This window comes from Streptomyces sp. DSM 120436 (assembly GCF_055778765.1).
The window spans coordinates 742,423-764,145 of sequence record NZ_JBSKBS010000001.1; the positions used below are offsets into that span (position 1 = coordinate 742,423).

Consider the following 21,723-nt stretch of genomic DNA (forward strand, 5'->3'; position numbering starts at 1 on the left):
CCCAGCACGACGACCGAGCACAAAAAGGGATGAATCGCGCACATCTTGATCGATGGCAAGGAAGTGTTCATAACGCGACACTCCGCCGGTGGGCGCGAAGGCGGCCGACAGACGTGAGCCGGGCCCGGTCGTCGCACGACCGGGCCCGGCTCACGGGTCACGCCTTCAGCGGCGGCGGCTCACAGCAGACCGTCCCACATCTGCTCCAGCAGCACCGACCACCAGGTCTCCGGCGACCCCAGCGCCGCCGGGTCGAGGGCGGCCAGCTGCGCCTGGAAGTCGACGGTCCAGCGGCCCGCCTGCTCCTGGTTCAGCCCGAACCGCAGCCGCCACATCCGGCCCAGCAGCGCCAGACACCGCGCGAACTCCGGCAGCCCGGTGTTCACGAACTGCGGCGCCACCGCCGTACCGCCCGGACCGGCCTCCACCGGCACCGCGACGATGTTCGCCGTGCCGTACTGCACACAGACCGCCTTGCCGAAGTCGCTGCCCATCACCAGGTACGAGCCCGCGTCCGGCGCCGGCCGCACACCCCGCTCCACGGCCAGCTCCGCCAGCGTCGGCACCGGACGGCCCGGCTGCGCCTGCGCCCAGAAGAACGGGCCCATGTCCAACGGCAGGCCCGCCACGACCAGCGTGTGCGCCACGATCGGCGGCACGCCCTGCCGGGACACCGCCGCCTGCTCGAACCGGAACACACCCGGCCCGAACGCGGCCGCCAGCTCCTGCCCGATCGCCTCCGGCGGGATCGGCGGGGCCGGCGGCACCGGCGGGATCGGCGCCCGCACCGGAGCCGGACGCGCGGGACCGTCCGCCACCTGGTGCAGCTCGCCCTGGTGGGCGAGGAGCTGCCGCATGCCCTGCTGCCGGCTCGCGTGGTCCGTGCCGTACGGCGCGATCGACGTGATCCGCGCCTGCGGCCACTGCTCGCGGATCATCCGCGCGCAGTACGCGCCCGGCAGCTCGCACGACTCCAGCTCCGTGTGCAGCTCCAGCACCTGGTTCGGCGGCACGTTCATCGCGCGCAGCTCGTGGAAGATCTGCCACTCCGGGTGCGGGGTGCCCGGCGCGGAACGCCGGATCAGCTGCTGCTCGGAGCCGTCCTGCGCGCGGTAGCGCAGCACGGCCTGGTAACCGGGGCCGACGGTCGGCTGACCGGGCGGCTGCTGCGGATAGCCGTACGCCGGCGGCTGCCCCGGCGCGGGGACACCCGGCGGGGGCGTACCCGGAGGCATGGCGCCGGGAGCCATCGGCGGCGGGCCGGGCGGCCCCGGCGGCGGAGGCGTGCCCGGACCGCCGACCGGCGGCGCGGCCAGCACCGTCTCCGCGTGGTGCACCTGCGGAGCGCCGGGGGCGCCGGGGGCGCCAGGCGGCCCCGGCGGCGTGCCGGGCGCTCCAGAGGCACCGGGCTGACCGGAAGCACCAGGGGCGCCCGGCTGACCGGGCGGCTGGGGCACGCCGGACACACCCGGAGCACCCGGCTGCCCCGGAGCACCCGGCTGACCGGGCGCACCCGGGGCGGCCGGGGGCGGTCCCGGAGGCGTGGGCGCGCCGGCGCCCGAGCTGTCGGGGCCGGCGAGCATCGTCGCCGCGTGGTGCACCCCACCCGGCGGCGTGCCGGGCGGAGGCGGCGCCGGGGTCCCCGGAGCCGGTGTGCCCGGAGCCGGTGTGCCCGGAGCGGGCGTCCCCGGCGGGGGCGGCGTCTGCGAGCCGGAGGCGCCCTCCGGACCCAGCGACGACACCAGCTGCGTCGGCACGTAGCCGCTCGCCCCGCCCTGCGCGGGCGTGCCGCCCGGCCGCGCGCCCGGCGTGCCCGGGGCGCCCGGGGGCGGCGGGGTCGTCGGACCCTGGCCGCGCTTCGGCGGCGGCGTCGCCTTGCCGGTCGCCGCGTCGGCGATGTCACCGGCGTCCGGCGCGCCGCCCGGCGCGCCCGGAGCCGCCGGCGGCGGCACGGGAGCACCCGGCGCGGGAGTGCCCTGCGCCGGGGTACCGGGGACACCGGCCCGGGCCGAGGCCGACGGCGGCGTCGCGGGAGTCCCCGCCTGGGTCGGGGCCGGCGGTGCGGCCCGGCCCGGCCCGCCCTCCGGGACCGCGGGCGCGACCGCCGTCGGCGGCAGCACGCTGCCGCCCGACATCAACGTCGTCTTCGCGTCGGACGTCGCCGCGCCGTCCTCGCCCGGCTCCCTCACCTGCGGTGCGTACACGGTCTGCGGCAGCGGCACCGAACGGTCCTCACCGCCGTCCGCCGTGGTGTCCGTACCGGCCCACGGCGTCCCCTCGTCCGCACCGCCGCCGGCCGCCGGCCACGCCGACCCGCCACCGTCGGACGCGGAAGCCGCCGCACCCGGACTCGCGGACGTCTCCTCGGACCCGGACCCGGACCCGGACGCGTCGCCGCTCCGCCCCGCACCCGCCGCCGACGCCCAGCTCGCGTCCGGCGCGCCCGCCTGCCCCGGCACCGCACCCGACGCCGCCCCGGCACCAGCACCAGCACCAGCACCAGCACCAGCACCGGCGGACGCCCCCGAGGCCACCCCGCCGGCACCCCCCGACGTCGCCCCGCGCCGGTCCGGGATGCCCAGCCGGTCCGCCGCCTCCTGCAGCCACTCCGGCGGACTCAGCAGGAACGACGTCTGGTTCAGGTCCACCCGCGCCGCGGGCGCCGGCGCCGGCTCCTCCGCCGCCGCCTCGTCCCGCCCGTACTCCTCCTCGTACCGGCGGATCACCTCACCCACCGGCAGCGCCGGCCACAGCGTCGCGTCACCACTGTCCCGGGCGATCACCAGCCGCTGCCCGCCGCCGTCCGACCGCGGGCCCTCCGCACGGTCCTCCGCCCACACCACGAACCCGAGACCGAACTCCCGCACCCGCACCTCACGGTGCTGATACGCGGGCACGTCCCCGTTGACCCACTCCTCCGCGCGCTCCTGCGCCTGCGCGAACGTCACCATCGCTACGACTCACTCCCCCGCGGAAGAAACCGGAACGGCACGCGCGAACCCGCCGTCCACCATCAGATGCGCCACCGTCTCCAACTCCGGAGGAGACCCCGCGAGCCGCGACAGGAACACGTCGAAATCCTCACCGCACGAGAGCAGCAGCCGCTCCACCCGCTCCGCCTGCGACCACGACGGATCCACGTCCCGCACGTCGTCGTACGCGCAGAACCACACCGAACCCCGCCGCTCGCCCCTCACCTTCACGGCCAGCAGACCGCCCTGCACGAACGCCACGCACAGATAGTCCTTGGTCAGATGGTCCCGCAGGCACTTGTTCACATACACCAGGTCGTTGACCGCGGCCTCGTCCCGCACCGTGAAGAACGGCTGGTCCACCAGCAGACCCAGCTCCGCGTCCAACGCCGTCCCCACCGGCGCACAACCGCCCGCCGCCTTCAGGAACGACCGGTACGCACCCGGCAGCCGGTACCCCAGGTCCTCCTCGACCCCCAGCACCTGCGACTCCGTCACCGCCACACCCGACTTCGGCAGCCCGAAGTGCGCCGGCCGCGTCTCCTGCAACGGCCGCGTGCCCCGCTTGGCGTGGTCCACCACCGCCGTCGCCACACCACCGTGATGCCGCAGCAGCGCCTTCACCTCGACCGGCACCAGCTCCAGCCGCCGCGTCCCCGCCACGTGATGCCACGTCCACCCGTGCGGCGTCGCCACCGCGGGCACCGTGTCCCACCACTCGTGACCCGTCGCCGCCAGCGCCGCGTTCGCCGACACGTAATCCGTCAGCCGCAGCTCGTCGACACCGAAACCCTCCGGCGGGTCCGCGATCTCCACGGCCGCGCGCGCGTAGGGCGAGAAGTCGGGATAACCGCGCTCGTCCACCCGCACCCCCCTCGGGTGACGGGCCGCCCGCACCGGATCCGGGAAGTGCACGACCTGCCCGGCATAGGCCGCGTTCGGCGGCGCGGAAGTGCCCCCAGCCTGACGGCCGGGAGGTGCCCCCAGCCCGAGCCGACCTGTCGTCATGGCGGTTGCCCCCTGCGGCACTCTGTACGCCCCACCGCCCCTCCATCAGGACCGTCACGGAGCGTATTCGACTGTCACGTCTGCTTCACCCGTACGACCCCACGGCGCCCGCACACGGAACACCGCCGGATCGCGGTGCCGACAGCCTATGCGGTACACCACCGCCGGTCACCGGGCACCGCCCACCAGCCCCTCCGCTTCCGTGACCCCGCGTCACCCTCCCGTGACGGTCCGCCCCCGCCCTGGCGTGTCGCCCCGCCCCAGCTTTCCCACCCGCCACGCGATTTGGCACTCTGTGACCACCGGGGGGATGCTCGGGAGGGGATGACGATCATGAACGCGACGCAGACGGGGACGCACACCGGGCCGGCCGGCGCCCCCCGCTCCGACGACCCCCGCATCGGCTGGAGCACCACCGACACCACCCCCGCACCCCTCCTCCGGCACCGCCGCGACGGCATCCTCCCCACCATCGCCGCCGCCCTCTCCGTCCGCGGCACCACCCTCACCGGCACCCCCGCCCGCGGCGACACACCCCCCGCGCTCCACCCGCTCGTCCAGGACTTCCTCGACACCCTCACCAGCGACCAGCGCGACCGCTTCACCGGACGCTGCGCCGAAACCATCCTCATCTCCCGGCACATCGCCACCGCCGACGCCGCCCGCAGCAAACGCGCCGCCCGCAGACCCATGACCAACGGCGAAGCCCGCAAAGCCCTCAAACACGCCAAACTCACCACCCGCCGCATCCGCGAGGACGGCGACCCCCTCCACGGCAGCTACGCCACCCCCTGCCGCGCCTGCGCCGCCCTCACCGCCCACTTCGGCGTCCGCCTGGTCGACCCCGCCGCCCGCACCAGCGGCTGAACCACCCCCGCACCACCACACGACCTAGACGAACGAAGGGCAGATGCACACCGACCGCACCTCGACCACTCGGTTCGCCGTCCCCGTCGACGCCGCACTGCGCGCCGCCGGATGGCAACCCGGACGCTGGGACATCCGACAGGCCGAGATCTGGGCCGACACCCTCCGCGACCACACCTCACCCGCCGGACACCGCCACACCGTCTTCCCCGCCGCCGTCGAAGCCTGGGCCGAATTCGGCGGACTCCACGTCCGACCCGGCGGACCCGGCCGACAGATCGCCCCCACCACCCTCCACCTCGACCCCCTCCACGGCCTCCACCTCGCCCGCACCCTCAACGACCTCGGCCGCGCCCTCGGCACCGAGGTCTGCCCCCTCGGCGCCGAGACCGACACCCAGGCGCTCCTCGCCATCGACGCGCCAGGCCGCGTCTACGCCCTCGACCACACCGGCGACTGGTACCTCGGCCCCGACATCGACCACGCCCTCACCACCCTGATCACCGGCGTCCAGCCCCAACGCCTCACCGCCGGCTGACCCGCCCCCCACAGCGCCCTACGACGCCGGAATCACCGCCGACACCCGGAAACCCCCCGCATCCGTCGGCCCCGACACGAACACCCCGCCCAGCGCCGACACCCGCTCCCGCATCCCCACCAGACCATTGCCCCCCGACGGCAACCCCGCCGCCGACCCCGCACCCGACGGCGGCTCGTTCTCCACCTGCATCGCGATCTCCGACACCCGGTGCGCCAGACGCACATACGTCTTCGCACCCGCCGCGTGCTTGTGGACGTTCGTCAACGCCTCCTGCACCACCCGGTACGCCGTCGCCTCCACCTCCGGCGCATACGACCGGTACTCCCCCTCCACCGACAGATCGACCACCATCCCCGCGGCCGCCGACTGCCCCACCAACTCGTCGATCTCCGCCAGCGACGGCCCCTCGACCGCCTCCTCCTCCACCACCCGCGACGCCGCGGCAGCCGCCGCCGCACCCACCGCGGCCAACGGCACCGACCCCCCTGCCGCCCCGGACCGCACCGCGCCCGACCGCAGCACCCCCAGCATCTGACGCAACTCGGTCAACGCCTGCCGCCCCATGTCCCCCACCAGCGCGGCGTTCCTCACCGCCTTCTCCGGATCCTTCCGCGCCACCGCCTGCAACGCCGCCGCGTGCACCACCATCAGACTCACCCGGTGCGCCACCACGTCGTGCATCTCCCGCGCGATCCGCGTCCGCTCCTCGTTACGCGCCCACTCCGCACGCTCCTCCGCCCGCTCCGCGAGCAGCTGCAGCTCCCGCTCCAGACTGTCCGCCCGCTCCCGCAGACTCTCCATCAACCGCCGCCGCGCACCCACGTACAGACCCAGCAACAACGGCGGAGCCGTCACCCCCAGCGCCATCGTCACCGACGCGAACGGCACCAGCCAGTCACCGACCTCCACGTCCCCCCGCGCGACGTCCTGCCGCATCCGCACGAACATCACGATCAGCACGCCCACCAACTGCATCCCCGCCAGCGAACCGATGATCTGCCGCGGCAGATCCGATGCCGCCAGCGAATACAGCCCCACGACCCCCAGCAGGAACCCCATCGCCGCCGGCGTCACCGCGATCGCCACCAGCACCACCGCGATCGGCCACCGCCGCCGCACCAGCAGCACCGACCCCGCGGCCAGCCCGAACACCACCCCCACGGCCACCGGGAGCCCCGCCTCCCACGCGAACGGCACCCCCTCGATCCCGCACTCCAGCGCGGACACCACCGCGAGCCCCACATCGAGCACGGCACCGCGCCGCCGCTCCCACCACCACGGCCCTCCCCGGGCCGTCACATGATCTTCCCCCGCCGTGGTCATGCCTCCCAGCCTAAAGGCGCTCCCAGCCCGTTTTCCGAGGAGTTTTCACCTCGGCACCGGACCACACCGACCGACCGATCGGCCGCGGTACGCCCGAGATTCCCTCGAACTGCTGAATCGGACACCGTTCGAGGGGGAACCTGCCATTCCTCCCGGACGGTATGTCCATGGCACATCCGACCGGCAAGTACGCCGACTTCGAAGGCCTGCGCGAGCAGGCGGTCACCCTGCGACGCGCGGGACTGAGCCGACGCCAGATCCGCGACCGGCTCCACGTCGACAACAACGACCTCCTCAACCGCCTCCTCCAGGGCGAACCCGCCCCGGACTGGACACGGCGCCCCAACGCCAAGGACGACCTGCGGGCGAAGGCCCGCGAGCTACGCCTCCAGGGCTGGACCTACGACCGGATCCAGGTCGAGCTGGGGTGCTCCAAGGGCTCGATCTCGCTGTGGGTGCGAGATCTGCCCAAGCCTGAGCGGAAGCGCACCCGCGAGGAGGCCTCGGCGATCGCGAAGCGCGGCTGGGAGGCCACACTCCGGCGGCGCGAGGAGGAACGGCAGCAGACGAAGGCGGCCGCAGCCAGCGAGATCGGCACGCTGACCGATCGTGAACTGTTCGTCATCGGCGTGGCCCTGTACTGGGCCGAAGGCTCGAAGAGCAAGCCGTACAGCCGCCGGGAGCGGATCACCTTCGTCAACAGCGACCCGGACATGATCACACTCTTCCTGCGCTGGCTCGCACTCCTCGACGTGGACTCGACAACCCTCAGGTTCGCGGTACAGATCCACGAGACCGCCGATGTGGCAGCCGCGGAGGCGTTCTGGGCCCACCATGCAGGCATCGACACAGGCAGCCTCATGAAGACCACCCTCAAGAAGCACAACCCACTCACCAACCGGAAGAACACCGCTGACAGCTACCGCGGATGTCTTCGTGTCGACGTCCGGGACGGCGCCGAGCTGTACCGCCGTATCGAAGGGTGGTGGAGCGGTATCGTCGCGCACGCGCAAGCACGCCTCCGGTAAGGTCTGACGCGCGGTCCCCCGTGGTGTAACCCGGCAGCACACCAAGTTTTGGTCTTGGCAGGTCAAGGTTCGAATCCTTGCGGGGGAGCTCACAGCGCACAGCGTCCAGGTTCGGGTCCTGACCGGTAACCGGTCAGGACCCGCGCTCATGTCGCCCCGGAAACGCCCCGGTATCCTGCGGATGTCCATCCCCCACCTCCACACAGCCGAAGGGCATCCCGTGAGCGCCAACCGCCCGGCAGCCGTCGTCGTCCTCGCAGCGGGTGAGGGCACCCGTATGAAGTCGGCCACACCGAAGGTCCTGCACGACATCTGTGGCCGTTCCCTGGTGGGCCACGTCCTCGCCGCCGCCGGTGAGCTGGAGCCGGAGAACCTGGTCGTCGTCGTGGGTCACGCCCGCGAGCAGGTGACCGCCCATCTCGCCGAGGTCGCCCCCGCCGTCCGCACCGCCGTGCAGGAGGAGCAGAACGGCACGGGGCACGCCGTGCGGATGGGGCTGGAGGAGCTGGGCGGTTCCGTGGACGGGACCGTGGTGGTGGTGTGCGGTGACACTCCGCTGCTGACCGGTGAGACGTTGCGCCGGCTGTCGGAGACGCACGGGGCGGACGGCAACGCGGTGACGGTGCTGACGGCGGAGGTGCCGGACGCGACCGGGTACGGCCGGATCGTGCGGGACGGCTCCGGTGCGGTGACCGCGATCGTGGAGCACAAGGACGCCTCGGACGAGGTGCGGGCGATCCGGGAGATCAACTCGGGTGTGTTCGCGTTCGACGGGGCGTTGTTGGCGGATGCGTTGAAGAGGGTGCGTACGGACAACAGTCAGGGTGAGGAGTACCTGACGGATGTGCTGGGGATCCTGCGTGAGGCGGGGCACCGGGTGGGTGCGTCGGTGGCGGGGGATCACCGGGAGATCGCGGGGATCAACAACCGTGTGCAGTTGTCCCAGGCGCGGCGGATCCTGAACGAGCGGTTGCTGACGGCGGCGATGTTGTCGGGTGTGACGGTGGTGGACCCGGCGTCGACGTGGGTGGACGTGTCGGTGACGTTCGAGCGGGACGCGGTGGTGCATCCGGGGACGCAGTTGCACGGTGCGACGCACCTGGGTGAGGGCTGTGAGGTGGGTCCGAACACGCGGCTGACGGACACCCGGGTGGGTGCGGGGGCGCGGGTGGACAACACGGTGGCGGTGGGGGCCGAGGTGGGTCCTGAGGCGTCGGTGGGTCCGTTCGCGTATCTGCGTCCGGGGACGCGGTTGGCGCGCAAGGGCAAGATCGGCACGTACGTGGAGACGAAGAACGCGTCGATCGGCGAGGGGACGAAGATCCCGCATCTGTCGTATGTGGGGGATGCCACGATCGGCGAGTTTTCGAACATCGGTGCGGCAAGTGTGTTCGTCAATTACGACGGACAGGACAAACATCACACGACGGTCGGGTCGCACTGCCGGACGGGGTCGGACAACATGTTTGTGGCTCCTGTCACGATCGGCGACGGTGCTTACACGGCCGCGGGTTCGGTGATCACGAAGGATGTGCCGCCCGGTTCGCTGGCGGTGGCGCGCGGCCAGCAGCGGAACATCGAGGGCTGGGTGGCTCGTAAGCGGCCGGGGAGTGCCGCCGCGAAGGCCGCGGAGGCGGCGTCGCGGGAGCCGGCCGGCGAGGAGTGACCGGGAGAGCGTTCCGTTCGGGACGGCGTACCGTGAGGGGTGCAGTGTGCACCCCCACCAGCTGAGACACCTCTGAGGAGACAGTGCTGTGACCGGGATCAAGACGACCGGCGAGAAGAAGATGATGTTCTTCTCCGGCCGCGCCCACCCCGAGCTTGCCGAGGAGGTCGCCCAGCAGTTGGGTGTCGGGGTCGTCCCGACGAAGGCCTTCGACTTCGCGAACGGTGAGATCTATGTGCGGTATCAGGAGTCGGCGCGCGGCGCGGACTGTTTCCTGATCCAGAGCCACACGGCGCCGATCAACAAGTGGATCATGGAGCAGTTGATCATGATCGACGCGTTGAAGCGTGCGTCGGCCCGTTCGATCACGGTGATCGTGCCGTTCTACGGGTACGCCCGGCAGGACAAGAAGCACCGTGGGCGTGAGCCGATCTCGGCGCGTCTGATCGCGGATCTGATGAAGACGGCGGGTGCGGACCGGCTGTTGACGGTGGATCTGCACACGGACCAGATCCAGGGCTTCTTCGACGGTCCGGTGGATCACCTGTTCGCGCTGCCGCTGCTGGCGGACTACGTGGGTGCGAAGGTGGACCGGTCGAAGCTGACGGTGGTCTCTCCGGACGCGGGCCGGGTGCGGGTGGCGGACCGGTGGTGCGACCGGCTGGGCGCGCCGCTGGCGATCGTGCACAAGCGCCGGGACAAGGACGTGGCGAATCAGGTCACGGTGCACGAGGTGGTCGGTGAGGTGAAGGGCCGCGTGTGCGTGCTGGTGGACGACATGATCGACACGGGTGGCACGATCTGTGCGGCGGCGGACGCGTTGTTCGCGCACGGTGCGGAGGACGTGATCGTGACGGCGACGCACGGTGTGCTGTCGGGTCCGGCGGCGGACCGGCTGAAGAATTCGAAGGTGAGCGAGTTCGTGTTCACGAACACGCTGCCGACGCCGATCGAGCTGAGTGAGAGCCTGGACAAGATCACGGTGCTGTCGATCGCGCCGACGATCGCGCGTGCGGCGCGTGAGGTGTTCCAGGACGGGTCTGTGACCAGCCTGTTCGACGAGCAGTAAGGGTTCTGCGCTCCGACGTCCGTTCGGATGCCGGTGATCGTTTTGGGTGCGGCCTTCCGGTCCGGGTAAACTGCTCGAGTTGCTCGGCGAGGGAGGCCGTACCGCTTTTTCGGAGGCTGGTGCGGCGGTCCGTAATCGACGCGCTCTTCGTAGCAGGCCGTTCGTGGCCGGGTGACCACGTCCGTTTCTGTTTTCGAGGAGTGTTCATGTCCGAGGTGAAGATCGCCGCCGAGACGCGCACCGAGTTCGGCAAGGGTGCCGCGCGTCGTATCCGTCGTGAGAACAAGGTTCCCGGCGTGGTGTACGAGCACGGCCTGGAGCCGCTGCACCTGACGCTGCCGGGTCACGAGCTGCTGCTGGCGCTGCGTACGCCGAACGTGCTGATCGAGCTGGTCATCGACGGTGAGAAGACCCAGCTGGCGATCCCGAAGGCCGTGCAGCGTGACCCGCTGAAGGGCTTCCTGGAGCACGTGGACCTGCTGATGGTGAAGCGCGGCGAGACCGTCACGGTGGAGATCCCGGTCCTCACCGAGGGCGAGCTGGCCCCGGGCGGCAACCTGCTGGAGCACGTGCTGGGCACCCTGACGGTCGAGGCCGAGGCCACCCACATCCCCGAGTCCGTCACCGTGTCCGTCGAGGGCCTGGCGGCCGGTGCCTCCATCCTCGCCAAGGACATCGCCCTTCCGAAGGGCGCCAAGCTGGCCGTAGACGAGGACGCGGTCGTCATCCAGGTCCTGGCCGCGCAGGCCGAGGAGGCGCCGGAGGGCGAAGAGGGCGACGAGGCCTGAGTCCTTCGGTACCGGTCACGGTGCCAGTCGTTCGTCGGCCGCTGCTCCCGTGCGGGGCGGCGGCCGACGCGTATGTGTGGGAGGAAGCGTGGGCGTGACGGAGGACGCGGCGGGTCCGTGGCTGGTCGCCGGGCTGGGCAATCCGGGGCCGGGGTACGCGATGAACCGGCACAACGTGGGGTTCATGGTGGCGGATCTGCTGGCGGAGCGGATGGGCGGCCGGTTCAAGCGGGCGGCGAAGGCTCAGGCGCAGGTGGTGGAGGGCCGGATCGGTCCGCCGGGGCCGGGCAGCCGGCGGGTGGTGCTGGTGAAGCCGGTGTCGTACATGAATCTGTCGGGCGGGCCGGTGAACGCGTTGCGGGAGTTCTACAAGGTGCCGCCGCAGCGGGTGGTGGCGGTCCACGACGAGCTGGACATCGACTACGGGACGCTGCGGCTGAAGCTGGGCGGCGGGGACAACGGGCACAACGGTCTGAAGTCGCTGACGGGGGCGTTCGGCCGGGACTACCACCGGGTGCGGTTCGGGATCGGGCGGCCGCCGGGGCGGATGCCGGTGGCGGACTTCGTGCTGAGGGACTTCTCGTCGGGGGAGCGCAAGGAGCTGGACTATCTCGTGGACCGGGCGGCGGACGCGGTGGAGTGCCTGGTGACGGAGGGTCTGGAGCGGGCGCAGAGCGCGTACAACTCCTGACGTGGCGACGGTGGTGACGTGGGCCGGCATGTCGTCCGGTGCCGCCCTGCGGAGTTGACCGGGCGCGAGGTCATGGCCAAGGATCGCGGCCATGCCTTCTGCGGTCCGTTCCTCACGCGGTTCCTCGCGCGGTTCCTCACGCGGTTCCTCCGCGCTGCGCTTCGGCCGGTTCGCGGTGATGGGGACGGTCACCGTGCTGATCCTGGTCGCCGGTGTGTGGGCGTCGTGGGGGACGGCGCAGCACGTGATGCTGACCAAGGGGCGCGAGCGCGGCACGGTGGAGGTGACGCGGTGCGCCGAGGACGCCTGCGAGGGTCCGTACGCGCCGTCGTCGCCGGGGTCGCAGCCGCGCGCCGGGGTGGTGCTGGACGACACGGTGGCGGTGGAGACGGGCCGCACGTACACGGTGGTGCTGAAGCCGGGCGGTGCGGAGGCGGTGCGCTCGGGTCCGGCGGGGGTGCTGTACGCGTGGGTGCCGCTGGGGGGCGCCTTGCTGCTGGCGTCGGTGGTGGTGGCGGGCGGCCTGCTGCGGACGCGTGCGGCGTGGGTGCTGGCGCTGGCGGGCGCGGGACTGCTGACGGCGGCGTTCGTGGCGCTGTAGGCCTCCCGGGCCGTGGACCTCCCGGGACGGGAAAGGGGCGGTGCCCTCCGGTGTGTACGAACCGGAGGGCACCGCCCCTTTGTGCGTCCGGTGGTCAGCCGGTGTTGCGCAGGCCCGCGGCGACGCCGTTGACGGTGAGCAGCAGGGCGCGGGAGAGCAGCGGGTCGGGCTGGTCGCCGGCGGCGGCCGCGTCGCGCTGGCGCTTGAGGAGGGCGACCTGGAGGTAGGAGATCGGGTCCAGGTAGGCGTCGCGGATGGCGAAGGTCTGCTTGAGGACGGGGTCGGCGTCGAGCAGTTCCTGTTCGCCGGTGACGCGGAGCACCTCGCGGACGGTCAGGTCGTGCTCGGCCCTGATGGTGTCGAAGACGTGCTTGAGCTCGTCGGGCACGAGGGTGTCGACGTAGTGCTGGGCGATCCGCAGGTCGGTCTTGGCGAGGGTCATCTCGACGTTGGAGATGAAGTTGCGGAAGAAGTGCCACCGCTCGTACATCTCGTCGAGCACGGTGTCGAGGCCGGCCTCGCGCAGGGCCTTGAGGCCGGAGCCGACGCCGAACCAGCCGGGGACGATCTGCCGGGACTGGGTCCAGCCGAACACCCACGGGATGGCGCGCAGGCCGTCGAGGGAGACGCCGGAGCCGGGGCGGCGGGAGGGCCGGGAGCCGAGGTGCAGCTCGGCGAGCTGGTCGACGGGGGTGGAGGCGAGGAAGTACGTCGGCAGGTCGGGGTCCTCGACGAAGGCGCGGTAGGCGGCGTGGGCGGCGTCGGAGACGACGTCCATGGCGGCGTCCCAGCGGGCGAGGGCCTCGACGGACTGGCGGGGCGCGGTGTGCAGGGCGGAGGCCTGCAGGGTGGCGGCGACGGTCAGCTCGAGGTTCTCGCGGGCGAGGGACGGGATGAGGTACTTGTCGGAGATGACCTCGCCCTGCTCGGTGACCTTGATCTCGCCTTCGAGGGTGCCCCAGGGCTGGGCGAGGATCGCGTCGTGGGTGGGGCCGCCGCCGCGGCCGACGGTGCCGCCGCGGCCGTGGAAGAGGCGCAGGCGGACGCCGTAGCGGTGGGCGACGTCGCGCAGGCGTCGCTGGGCGCGGTGGATCTCCCACTGGCTGGTGGTGATGCCGCCGAACTTGGAGGAGTCGGAGTAGCCGAGCATGACCTCCTGGACGTCGCCCCGGAGCGCGACGAGGCGCCGGTAGGACGGGTCGGAGAGCATGTCCTCGAGGATGGTGTCGGCGGCCTTGAGCTCGTCGGTGGTCTCCAGGAGCGGCACGATGCCGATCTTGGCCCAGCCGGCGTGCAGGTCGATGAGGCCGGCCTCGCGGGCGAGGACGGCGGCGGCGAAGACGTCGTCGGCGCCCTGGCACATGGAGATGATGTAGGACTCGACGACCTCGGGGCCGAAGACCTCCAGGGCGCGCCTGACGGTCTGGAAGACGCCGAGGGTCTTCTCGCCGGCCGCGTCGACGGGTGCCGGGCTGGGCGCGAGGGGCCGGCGGGAGCGCAGTTCCTTGGCGAGGAGCTTGGCGCGGTACTCGCGGGGCATGTCGGCGTAGCGCCAGGATTCCTCGCCGAGCCGGTCGAAGAGCTGGCCGAGGGCGTGGTGGTGGGCGTCGGCGTGTTCGCGGACGTCCATGGTGGCGAGCTGGAGGCCGAAGGCGGCGAGGGTGCGGATGGTGCGGGCGAGGCGTCCGTCGGCGAAGAGGCCGCCGCGGTGTTCGCGCAGGGATGCCTGGATGATCCGCAGGTCGGTGATCAGTTCGCTGGTGCCGAGGTAGTCGCGGCCGGGCTCGTGGGGGGTGCCCTTGGCGAGGCGGAGCTTGGTGTTCTCCAGCTTCTGCCGGATGCAGGTGGCCTTGAGCCGGTAGGGCTCCTCGGCGTTGAGGCGCTTGTAGCGGGGGCTGATCTCGGGGAGGGCCTCGAGGTCGGCCTGGAGGGAGGCGAGCAGTTCCTCGGTGGCTCCGGTGTAGCGGATGGAGTTGGAGAGGAAGCCGCGCAGTTCGTCGATCATCTCCAGGGCGTCGTTGATGCCGTGTTCGTGCTGGAGGATGAGGACGTCCCAGGTGACCTGGGGGGTGACGTTGGGGTTGCCGTCGCGGTCGCCGCCGATCCAGGTGCCGAAGGTGAGGGGGCGGGTGTCGTCGGGGAGGCGGACGCCGACGCGCTCGAGTTCGGCGGTGAGGTCCTCCAGGACGTCGCCGACGGCGCCGGCGTGGAGTTCGTCGAGGTAGTAGATGGCGTTGCGGGCCTCGTCGGCGGGCTCGGGGCGCACCACGCGCAGTTCGTCGGTCTGCCAGACGAGGTCGATGTTCTCCGCCAGGCGGGTGTCGAGGCGGCGCCGGTCGGAGGCGAGGACCGGGGTCTCCAGGAGGGCGGCGATGCGGCGGAGCTTGTTGAGGACGGAGCGGCGGGCGGCCTCGGTGGGGTGGGCGGTGAAGACGGGCCGTACGTTGAGGTGGCGGACGGTCTCCCGCAGGTGCTCGGGGTCGGCGTCCTTGAGGCGGTCGGCGGTGCGGGAGAGCAGGCCGCCCTCGGCGGCGCGGCGGGCGGCCAGTTCGCGTCCGCGGTGCACCTGTTCGGTGACGTTGGCCAGGTGGAAGTACGTGGAGAAGGCGCGCACCAGCTTGGCGGCCGTCTCCAGTTCGGTGCCGCGCAGCAGTTCGGCGGCGGCCTCGCCGTCCTCGCGGGTGAGGCGGCGGACCTTCTCGACGAGTTCGAGGAGCTCCGGGCCCTCCTGCCGGACGAGGGTCTCTCCGAGGAGGTCGCCCAGTCGGCGGATGTCGGCACGCAGTTCGGCGCTCGTCGTGGTGGTCTGGTCGTCGGCACTGCTCACAGGTGCGGCTCCTTGCAGTGATCGAAGGCGGGTGTCGCGCCAGCGACTCCTTGGAAGGGCGGTGGCGGGCGACGGGTAGGGATCGTCTGGAGGGGAACCCGGAGGAGCGTCTCGCACGGCGTGCGCCGCTGCGGGCCGGACGTCCGGGAAGAAATCAGAGCGGACCGCGCTGTCCGACCGACTTCCAAGGATAGGTGTCGAGCCGGACGCGCTGGTCCACGGGCTCTTGCCGCGGGGCGACGCACTGCCATACTTACGATGCCGTAGGTTACGGGACCGTAGGAAAGCGATGCGGTTCCGGCGGCCCGGCACCTTCCTCAAGTCCACATACCCCACAGGGGAACGCATGACCTCAACCTCCGATGTGCTCGACGAAGCCTCGAAGCGGTCCCGGCCCGACGACACCGCGTCCTCCGCCACGCTGGGCGGGGAGCGGAAACGGTCCATCGAGCAGATCACGCTGCTGCTCTTCATCGTGGTCCCCTTCCTCGCGCTGGTGGCGGCGGTGCCGCTGGCGTGGGGATGGGGGGTGAGCTGGCTGGACCTCGGCCTGCTGGTCTTCTTCTACTTCCTGGGGTGCCACGGCATCACCATCGGCTTCCACCGTCACTTCACGCACGGTTCGTTCAAGGCGAAGCGGCCGCTGAAGATCGCGCTGGCCATCGCCGGTTCGATGGCGGTCGAGGGGCCGCTGGTGCGCTGGGTGGCCGACCACCGCAAGCATCACAAGTTCTCCGACGCGGAGGGTGACCCGCACTCGCCGTGGCGGTACGGGGAGACGATCCCGGCGCTGCTCAAGGGCCTGTGGTGGGCACACATCGGATGGATGTTCGACGAGGAGCAGACGCCGCAGGACAAGTACGCGCCGGACCTGATCAAGGACCCCGCGATGCGGGCGATCTCCCGGCAGTTCGTGCTGTGGACGGCGGTGTCGCTGGCGCTGCCCGCGCTGATCGGCGGCCTGGTGACCATGTCGTGGTGGGGCGCGTTCACCGCCTTCTTCTGGGGTTCACTCGTCCGGGTGGCTCTGCTGCACCACGTGACGTGGTCGATCAACTCGATCTGCCACGCGGTGGGCAAGCGCCCCTTCAAGTCGCGGGACCGTTCGGGCAACGTGTGGTGGCTGGCGGTGCTGTCGTGCGGTGAGTCCTGGCACAACCTGCACCACGCCGACCCGACGTCGGCGCGCCACGGCGTGGAGCGCTGGCAGGTGGACTCCTCGGCCCGGCTGATCCGCTGGTTCGAGCAGCTCGGCTGGGCGTACGACGTGCGGTGGCCGTCACGCTCGCGTATCGATTCGCGCCGTATCGCCTCCGATGGCGCCGCCCGGCGGGGGAAGGAACCTGCCGAGGCGGCATGATGGTCGCCGTGGCGACCGACTCCAGCAGCACCCCCAGCAATGACAAGCCGCGGCGTGCGCGCCGCACCCGGATGACCGGTGCCGAGCGCCGCCAGCAGCTGCTGGAGATCGGCCGCACCCTCTTCGCGGCGAAGGGGTTCGAGGGCACGTCGGTGGAGGAGATCGCGGCGAAGGCCGGGGTCTCCAAACCCGTGGTGTACGAACACTTCGGCGGCAAGGAGGGCCTGTACGCGGTCGTGGTGGACCGTGAGATGCGGCGGCTGCTGGACATGGTGACCGGCTCGCTGACCGCCGGTCACCCCCGGGAGCTGTGCGAGCAGGCCGCGTTCGCGCTGCTGGACTACATCGAGGAGTACACGGACGGGTTCCGCATCCTGGTCCGTGACTCCCCCATCCCCCAGTCGACGGGGTCGTTCGCCTCGCTGATCTCGGACATCGCCACCCAGGTGGAGGACATCCTGGGCCGCGAGTTCAAGAGCCGCGGCTTCGACCCGAAGCTGGCCCCGCTGTACGCGCAGGCGCTGGTCGGCATGGTGGCGCTGACCGGCCAGTGGTGGCTGGACGTGCGCAAGCCGAAGAAGGCGGAGGTCGCGGCCCACCTGGTGAACCTCGCCTGGCACGGCCTGGACGGCCTGGAGCCGAAGCCGCGGCTGATAGGCCACCGCAAGTCCTAGGCGGGGTCCGGCTCCAGGAGCTCCAGGCGGTCGCCGACGGGGTCCTCGCTGAAGAAGCGGCGGCGCCCGGGGAGCAGGCCGTCCCAGGTGACGGGGGCGCCGTGACCGGCCGGGCGGCGAACGCGTCGATGCCGGTGACCCGCGGGCCGGGGTGGGCCTTGCGGGCGGGCCGGAAGTCCCGCTCGATCCCGAGGCGGAGGCGTACGCCGCCGGTCTCGGACCAGCAGCCGCCGCGCGCGGCCAGGGCGGGCGGTCCGGACGCCTCGGCCGTGCCGAGGGCGTCCACGGGGGGAGGCGCGCAGCCGGGCGGGGCCGCGAGCCGTGCACGGCCGACGGCGGTCGGCGGGGCTGTTTTCAGCCGTTCTTGACGGCGACGGCGAAGACGCGGCGGAAGCGGAACGGGGTGCCGTGCGCGGTGGCCGGGTAGGCCGCGCGCAGGGCGGTGCGGTACTCGGCGAGGAACGCCTCCCGCGCCTCCGGGTCGCCGTCGAGGGCGGTGAGGACGGGCCGCAGCCCGGCCCCCTTCACCCAGTCGAGCACGGCGTCCTCCCCCGCCAGCAGATGGACGTACGCGGTCTCCCAGGCGTCGGTCGCGCAGCCGAGGGCGGTCAGGCGGTCCAGGTACTCCTCGGGCGGCAGGACGGCGTCCTCGTGGCGCAGCACGCCGGACAGCCGGTCGCGCCACCGCGGGGAGGCGGCGAGGTCCCGCATCAGGGTGTGGCTGGGCGCGTCGAAGTTGCCGGGCACCTGGAGGGCGAGGACGCCGCCGGGCACCAGTCCGTCGATCCAGTCGCCGAACCGCTCCACGTGCCCGGGCACCCACTGCAGGGTGGCGTTGCTGACGATCAGGTCGTACGGCTCCTCCGGCGCCCACGTGCCGGCGTCGGCGTGGGCGAAGTCGAGGCGGCCGCCCCCTCCGGTGGGGCCCTCGTGGCCGGCGCGGGCCTTCTCGAGCATCTCGGGGGCGTTGTCGTAGCCGGTGACGCGGGCGGCGGGCCAGCGCTCGGCGAGGAGGGCGGTGACGTTGCCGGCGCCGCAGCCGAGGTCGGCGATGCGGGGCGGGTCGCCGGGCAGGGCGGGGATGCGGGCGAGCAGGTCGGTGAAGGGCCGGGTGCGGTGCCCGGCGTGACGCAGGTACTGGGCGGGGTCCCAGACGGGACGGGCGGCGGCAGCGGACACGGGACCTCCCGGCTCACGGATCGGCGTGACCCCAGCGTCACCCATCCATCCTCTCGGCGTCAAGATGCTTGATATCAAGAGACTTCACATCGACACAACCACTACACTGATCCTTATGGAGGACGAGGTCGATCGGCTGGTCGCAGCGTGGCGCCGGGAGCGCCCGGACCTCGACGTGGAACCGCTCGAGGTGCTCAGCCGGGTCAGCAGACTGGCCCGGCACCTGGACCGGGCGCGCCGCCTCGCCTTCGCCGAGCACGGCCTGGAGTCCTGGGAGTTCGACGTGCTGACCGCGCTGCGCCGCGCGGGCACCCCGTACCAGCTCTCTCCCGGGCAGCTCCTCACCCAGACGCTCGTCACCTCGGGCACGATGACCAACCGCATCGACCGGCTCACCAAGAAGGGCCTGGTGGAGCGGCTGCCGGACCCCAGCGACCGGCGCGGTGTGCTGGTGCGGCTGACCGAGGAGGGCAGGGACCGCGCCGACCAGGCGCTGGCCGGGCTGCTCGCCCAGGAGCGGGCCATCCTCGGGGAGCTCACCCGCGCCCAGCGGATGGAACTGGCCGGACTGCTACGCCAGTTGACCGCCCCGTTCGACAACATCCCCGGATAGGTCCACCGGCCCGACGCCCGCCCGCCGGGCGAGAGCCACCGCGGCCAGCGTGGAGTGCACGCCCAGCTTGCCGAGGACGTTCTGCATGTGGGTGCGCACGGTGTGCGGGGACAGGTACAGGCGCTCGGCGACCGCCTTGCGCCCCAGGCCCGCGACCATGCAGCGCAGCACCTCCCGCTCGCGCGGGGTCAGCGACTCCACGAGCCGCTCGCTCTCCGTGCGGTGCCGCCGGGCGGCGGTCAACTCCCGCAGGACGCCGGTCAGCAGGGCGGGAGGAAGGTGGGTCTCGTCGCGCAGCACACCGCGGATGACGGTGAGCAGCCGGCTCAGTGAGCAGTCCTTGGCGACCCAGCCGGAGGCGCCCGCCTGCAGGGCGAGGGCGGCGCGGGCCGGGTCGTCCTTCTCGGCGAGCACGACGACCCGCGCCTGCGGCTGGGCCGAACGCACCTCGCCCACCAGGGAGATGCCGTCCACGGAGCCGTCCTCGCCGACCGCCTGCACGGGCCCGGCCGGGCGTCCGTCCGGCACCGGGACGCCCAGGTCGGCGTCGACGAGCAGCACGTCGAACCGGCGCCCCTCGGCGGCCGCCCGCTCCAGACAGCGCAGCGCCGCCGGGCCGCTGCCCGCCGCGGACACCTCGACGTCGGGCTCCGCGGCCAGCGCCGCGGCCAGCGACTCGGCGAAGATCCGATGGTCGTCGACGACCAGGACTCGAACGCGAACCACGTAACCCCCTTCCCCGTGCTCTTCCCAAGAGCAGGGGACTACCCCGTCGCCTGTGGACGACACCGGCGCGGACACGGCGCCGAGGCCCCCGCGGCTTTCCCTCACCGGAGCGGGACGGGCCGGCGCCGTCCGCACGACCACCGCCGCGCGCCGGCCGCCACCCCCGCCCGGACACCGTGCCCGGCTGCCTCGCCCCCTGAACACGCGCCGACCCCCACCGGCGCTGCTCATCAGAGTACGGACGGGAGCCCGGAGCGGAAGCCGATTTGCAGAACTTGCGGCCTTGCGCGTTTATGGTGTGCCGCATGTTCCGTCTTGAGACAGAAGTCGACAAGGCCCGACGCGATCTGCTCCACAAACGGCTCCGGGACACCAACACGGCGGCCTCCCCCGTCCTGCGCGCCCTGCGCGGCACCCCCGCCGAGCGACAATCCCCTTTGCATGTGTGGGCGTCGGACGCGAACGGCGAACTCGCGGGCGGCCTGGTCGGCCACACCTGGACGACCTGGCTGCACGTGACCTACCTGTGGGTCGACGCCCCCCACCGCGGCGCGGGCCTCGGCTCCGCCCTCCTCGCCGAGGCGGAACGCCTGGCCGCCGCCGGACGCGCCTGCACGCACTCCCGCGTGGAGACCTGGGACTTCCAGGCCCCGGACTTCTACAGGAAGCAGGGCTACGAGGTGGTGTGCGTGATCCCGGACTATCCGCCGGGGATCACGGAGTACACGCTGACGAAGCGGCTGGGGTGAGCGTCAAGGGGGTTTCTCCGCAGGGCGGTTCGCCCTGTCCCGCCGGGCCTTTCCTCCCGCGCGAGCGAGGCGGGGTACGGCCGCGCCGCAGGACTGGGGACGCTGTCGACGGGGGATGCCGGTGACGAACGGGGGGAGCGACCGCCCTGCGCACCGATGTGTGGGCGGGCGCTCTCCGGACGGCGGGGCGGGAGGGCGCCCGACGGCGCTCCGTCGCACCTTCTCCGCCCAGACCGCAAAACCCTGTGCCGTCACGTCATGGGCGTACCGGTCCGCATCGGCGAGGACCGCGAGCAGCGCGCGTCGGCTGGGCTCGGTGAGCTGTGCGGCTGACGTGCTTCCTGGCCTGAAGTCCAGGGATTGCGGCCCGGGGCGTGTGCCCCTTCCGGGGGCTTCCTGCTTCACCGCGCCGCGCGGGCACGGGTGTCCGTCCGACAGCCAGAGAACTGGCGTGGTCATGCTCGGCTTCTCCGTAGGATCGCCGCATGCCCGCTGACGAACGCGTAACCCGGTCCACGTTCTCCGGCCGCATCCGGCCGATGTCCGTTCCTCGACCGCTGCCGCAGGTGCCCCGGCGGATCTGGTCGGACGAGGACTGGGAGCGGCTCCAGCGCGGTTACGCGTCGCGGGACATGGACGAGAAGTGGGACGTCTTCACAGAGGGCGAGGTCGTCTTCCTGCACCGGAGCTGGACGGGGAGGGGGATCTTCGCGGCGACCTTCGCGCCCGTCGGTGACGGTGGCCGGCGCATCGCTCGTGCCGAGGTGGAACGCGACCCCGAGCGCTACCGGGGCACGGACGACGACTACGACTGCTTGATGCTGGAGTTGGTGCTCAGTGCCGTCGTGCTGGGTGAACCGGCGACCGATCTCCGCGCACGCCTGGTGGAGTTGACGCGCCGGAGGTCCGGCTCCGCCGACGCGCCCGCCGGACTCGTGCAGCACAGTGCGCTGGGGCTGCGCTCGGGGTCCTGAACGACCGTTCGGAGCGGCCGGGCGGGGGAATGCCCCGCCCGGCGACGGCCGTGGGCGGGGCGTCCGA

The 21,723-nt window shown here is 72.3% G+C and carries 19 protein-coding genes, 1 tRNA gene and 1 pseudogene; 14 read left to right on the forward strand and 7 right to left on the reverse strand.

What is annotated here, in order from left to right; genetic code table 11:
• Nucleotides 1–179: 179 nt before the first annotated feature.
• Entirely contained in the window at nt 180–2,951 is a 2,772-nt protein-coding gene (locus ACWH4W_RS03255) for an SUKH-4 family immunity protein (RefSeq protein ID WP_473074340.1), read from the reverse strand.
• A gap of 9 nt (nt 2,952–2,960) precedes the next feature.
• A complete protein-coding gene (locus tag ACWH4W_RS03260) occupies nt 2,961–3,980 on the reverse strand; it encodes an SMI1/KNR4 family protein (protein WP_473074341.1) in 1,020 nt (339 codons plus the stop codon).
• A gap of 333 nt (nt 3,981–4,313) precedes the next feature.
• Here ACWH4W_RS03260 and ACWH4W_RS03265 point away from each other — a divergent pair, with 333 nt between their 5' ends.
• Nucleotides 4,314–4,847: a YwqJ-related putative deaminase gene (locus tag ACWH4W_RS03265; protein ID WP_473074342.1), complete on the forward strand. Its 534-nt coding sequence runs from the start codon at nt 4,314–4,316 to the stop codon at nt 4,845–4,847.
• Between the two features lie 43 nt (nt 4,848–4,890).
• A complete protein-coding gene (locus tag ACWH4W_RS03270) occupies nt 4,891–5,385 on the forward strand; it encodes an SUKH-3 domain-containing protein (protein ID WP_473074343.1) in 495 nt (164 codons plus the stop codon).
• An 18-nt stretch (nt 5,386–5,403) separates the two neighbouring features.
• Here ACWH4W_RS03270 and ACWH4W_RS03275 read toward each other — a convergent pair whose 3' ends face one another.
• On the reverse strand, nt 5,404–6,711 hold the full coding sequence (locus ACWH4W_RS03275; protein WP_473074344.1) for a sensor histidine kinase: 1,308 nt from the start codon (nt 6,709–6,711) through the stop codon (nt 5,404–5,406).
• Nucleotides 6,712–6,878: 167 nt separating this feature from the next.
• On the opposite strand from ACWH4W_RS03275, the gene ACWH4W_RS03280 reads away from it, so the two are divergent.
• The 7 genes from ACWH4W_RS03280 to ACWH4W_RS03310 all read left to right on the forward strand — a co-directional run bounded on the left by ACWH4W_RS03280 (nt 6,879) and on the right by ACWH4W_RS03310 (nt 12,554).
• Nucleotides 6,879–7,739: a hypothetical protein gene (locus tag ACWH4W_RS03280; protein ID WP_473074345.1), complete on the forward strand. Its 861-nt coding sequence runs from the start codon at nt 6,879–6,881 to the stop codon at nt 7,737–7,739.
• Nucleotides 7,740–7,753: 14 nt separating this feature from the next.
• Nucleotides 7,754–7,827 (forward strand) — tRNA-Gln (locus tag ACWH4W_RS03285).
• 132 nt (nt 7,828–7,959) lie between these two features.
• The gene (gene glmU / locus ACWH4W_RS03290) at nt 7,960–9,405 is read left to right on the forward strand and encodes a bifunctional UDP-N-acetylglucosamine diphosphorylase/glucosamine-1-phosphate N-acetyltransferase GlmU (RefSeq protein ID WP_473074346.1); all 1,446 of its coding nucleotides are present in this window, start codon (nt 7,960–7,962) and stop codon (nt 9,403–9,405) included.
• A gap of 88 nt (nt 9,406–9,493) precedes the next feature.
• Nucleotides 9,494–10,474, forward strand: a complete 981-nt coding sequence (locus ACWH4W_RS03295; RefSeq protein ID WP_473074347.1) for a ribose-phosphate diphosphokinase — start codon at nt 9,494–9,496, stop codon at nt 10,472–10,474.
• Between the two features lie 206 nt (nt 10,475–10,680).
• Entirely contained in the window at nt 10,681–11,262 is a 582-nt protein-coding gene (locus ACWH4W_RS03300; RefSeq protein WP_473074348.1) for a 50S ribosomal protein L25/general stress protein Ctc, read from the forward strand.
• An 88-nt stretch (nt 11,263–11,350) separates the two neighbouring features.
• A complete protein-coding gene (pth, locus tag ACWH4W_RS03305) occupies nt 11,351–11,953 on the forward strand; it encodes an aminoacyl-tRNA hydrolase (RefSeq protein ID WP_473074349.1) in 603 nt (200 codons plus the stop codon).
• Between the two features lie 91 nt (nt 11,954–12,044).
• Nucleotides 12,045–12,554: a hypothetical protein gene (locus tag ACWH4W_RS03310; protein ID WP_473074350.1), complete on the forward strand. Its 510-nt coding sequence runs from the start codon at nt 12,045–12,047 to the stop codon at nt 12,552–12,554.
• Between the two features lie 94 nt (nt 12,555–12,648).
• On the opposite strand, the gene ppc is transcribed toward ACWH4W_RS03310, so the two are convergent.
• Nucleotides 12,649–15,381 (reverse strand): phosphoenolpyruvate carboxylase, encoded by a 2,733-nt coding sequence (gene ppc, locus ACWH4W_RS03315; RefSeq protein WP_473074351.1) that lies wholly within the window; start codon nt 15,379–15,381, stop codon nt 12,649–12,651.
• A 346-nt stretch (nt 15,382–15,727) separates the two neighbouring features.
• Between ppc and ACWH4W_RS03320 the strand changes: the two genes are divergently transcribed.
• Complete coding sequence (locus ACWH4W_RS03320) at nt 15,728–16,741, forward strand: acyl-CoA desaturase (RefSeq protein ID WP_473074352.1); 1,014 nt, start codon at nt 15,728–15,730, stop codon at nt 16,739–16,741.
• Entirely contained in the window at nt 16,738–17,415 is a 678-nt protein-coding gene (locus ACWH4W_RS03325) for a TetR/AcrR family transcriptional regulator (RefSeq protein ID WP_030870343.1), read from the forward strand. The genes ACWH4W_RS03320 and ACWH4W_RS03325 overlap by 4 nt, the downstream gene beginning before the upstream one ends.
• Here ACWH4W_RS03325 and ACWH4W_RS03330 read toward each other — a convergent pair.
• Nucleotides 17,412–17,773, reverse strand: a pseudogene (locus ACWH4W_RS03330) (VOC family protein). The gene ACWH4W_RS03325 and the pseudogene ACWH4W_RS03330 sit on opposite strands and share 4 nt — an antisense overlap.
• On the reverse strand, nt 17,770–18,639 hold the full coding sequence (locus ACWH4W_RS03335) for a trans-aconitate 2-methyltransferase (RefSeq protein ID WP_473074353.1): 870 nt from the start codon (nt 18,637–18,639) through the stop codon (nt 17,770–17,772). Before ACWH4W_RS03335 ends, ACWH4W_RS03330 begins: the two are co-directional and overlap by 4 nt.
• 70 nt (nt 18,640–18,709) lie before the next feature.
• Here ACWH4W_RS03335 and tamR point away from each other — a divergent pair, with 70 nt between their 5' ends.
• Nucleotides 18,710–19,207 (forward strand): MarR family transcriptional regulator TamR, encoded by a 498-nt coding sequence (gene tamR, locus ACWH4W_RS03340; RefSeq protein WP_473074354.1) that lies wholly within the window; start codon nt 18,710–18,712, stop codon nt 19,205–19,207.
• Here the strand turns inward: tamR and ACWH4W_RS03345 are convergent.
• Nucleotides 19,166–19,933, reverse strand: coding sequence for a LuxR C-terminal-related transcriptional regulator (locus ACWH4W_RS03345; RefSeq protein ID WP_473074355.1), 768 nt, complete (start codon nt 19,931–19,933; stop codon nt 19,166–19,168). The genes tamR and ACWH4W_RS03345 overlap by 42 nt on opposite strands.
• Nucleotides 19,934–20,226: 293 nt before the next feature.
• Between ACWH4W_RS03345 and ACWH4W_RS03350 the strand changes: the two genes are divergently transcribed.
• Both ACWH4W_RS03350 and ACWH4W_RS03355 read left to right on the forward strand, forming a co-directional pair.
• The gene (locus ACWH4W_RS03350; RefSeq protein WP_473074356.1) at nt 20,227–20,682 is read left to right on the forward strand and encodes a GNAT family N-acetyltransferase; all 456 of its coding nucleotides are present in this window, start codon (nt 20,227–20,229) and stop codon (nt 20,680–20,682) included.
• A 557-nt stretch (nt 20,683–21,239) separates the two neighbouring features.
• A complete protein-coding gene (locus tag ACWH4W_RS03355; protein WP_473077400.1) occupies nt 21,240–21,656 on the forward strand; it encodes a hypothetical protein in 417 nt (138 codons plus the stop codon).
• The last annotated feature ends 67 nt before the right edge of the window (nt 21,657–21,723 follow it).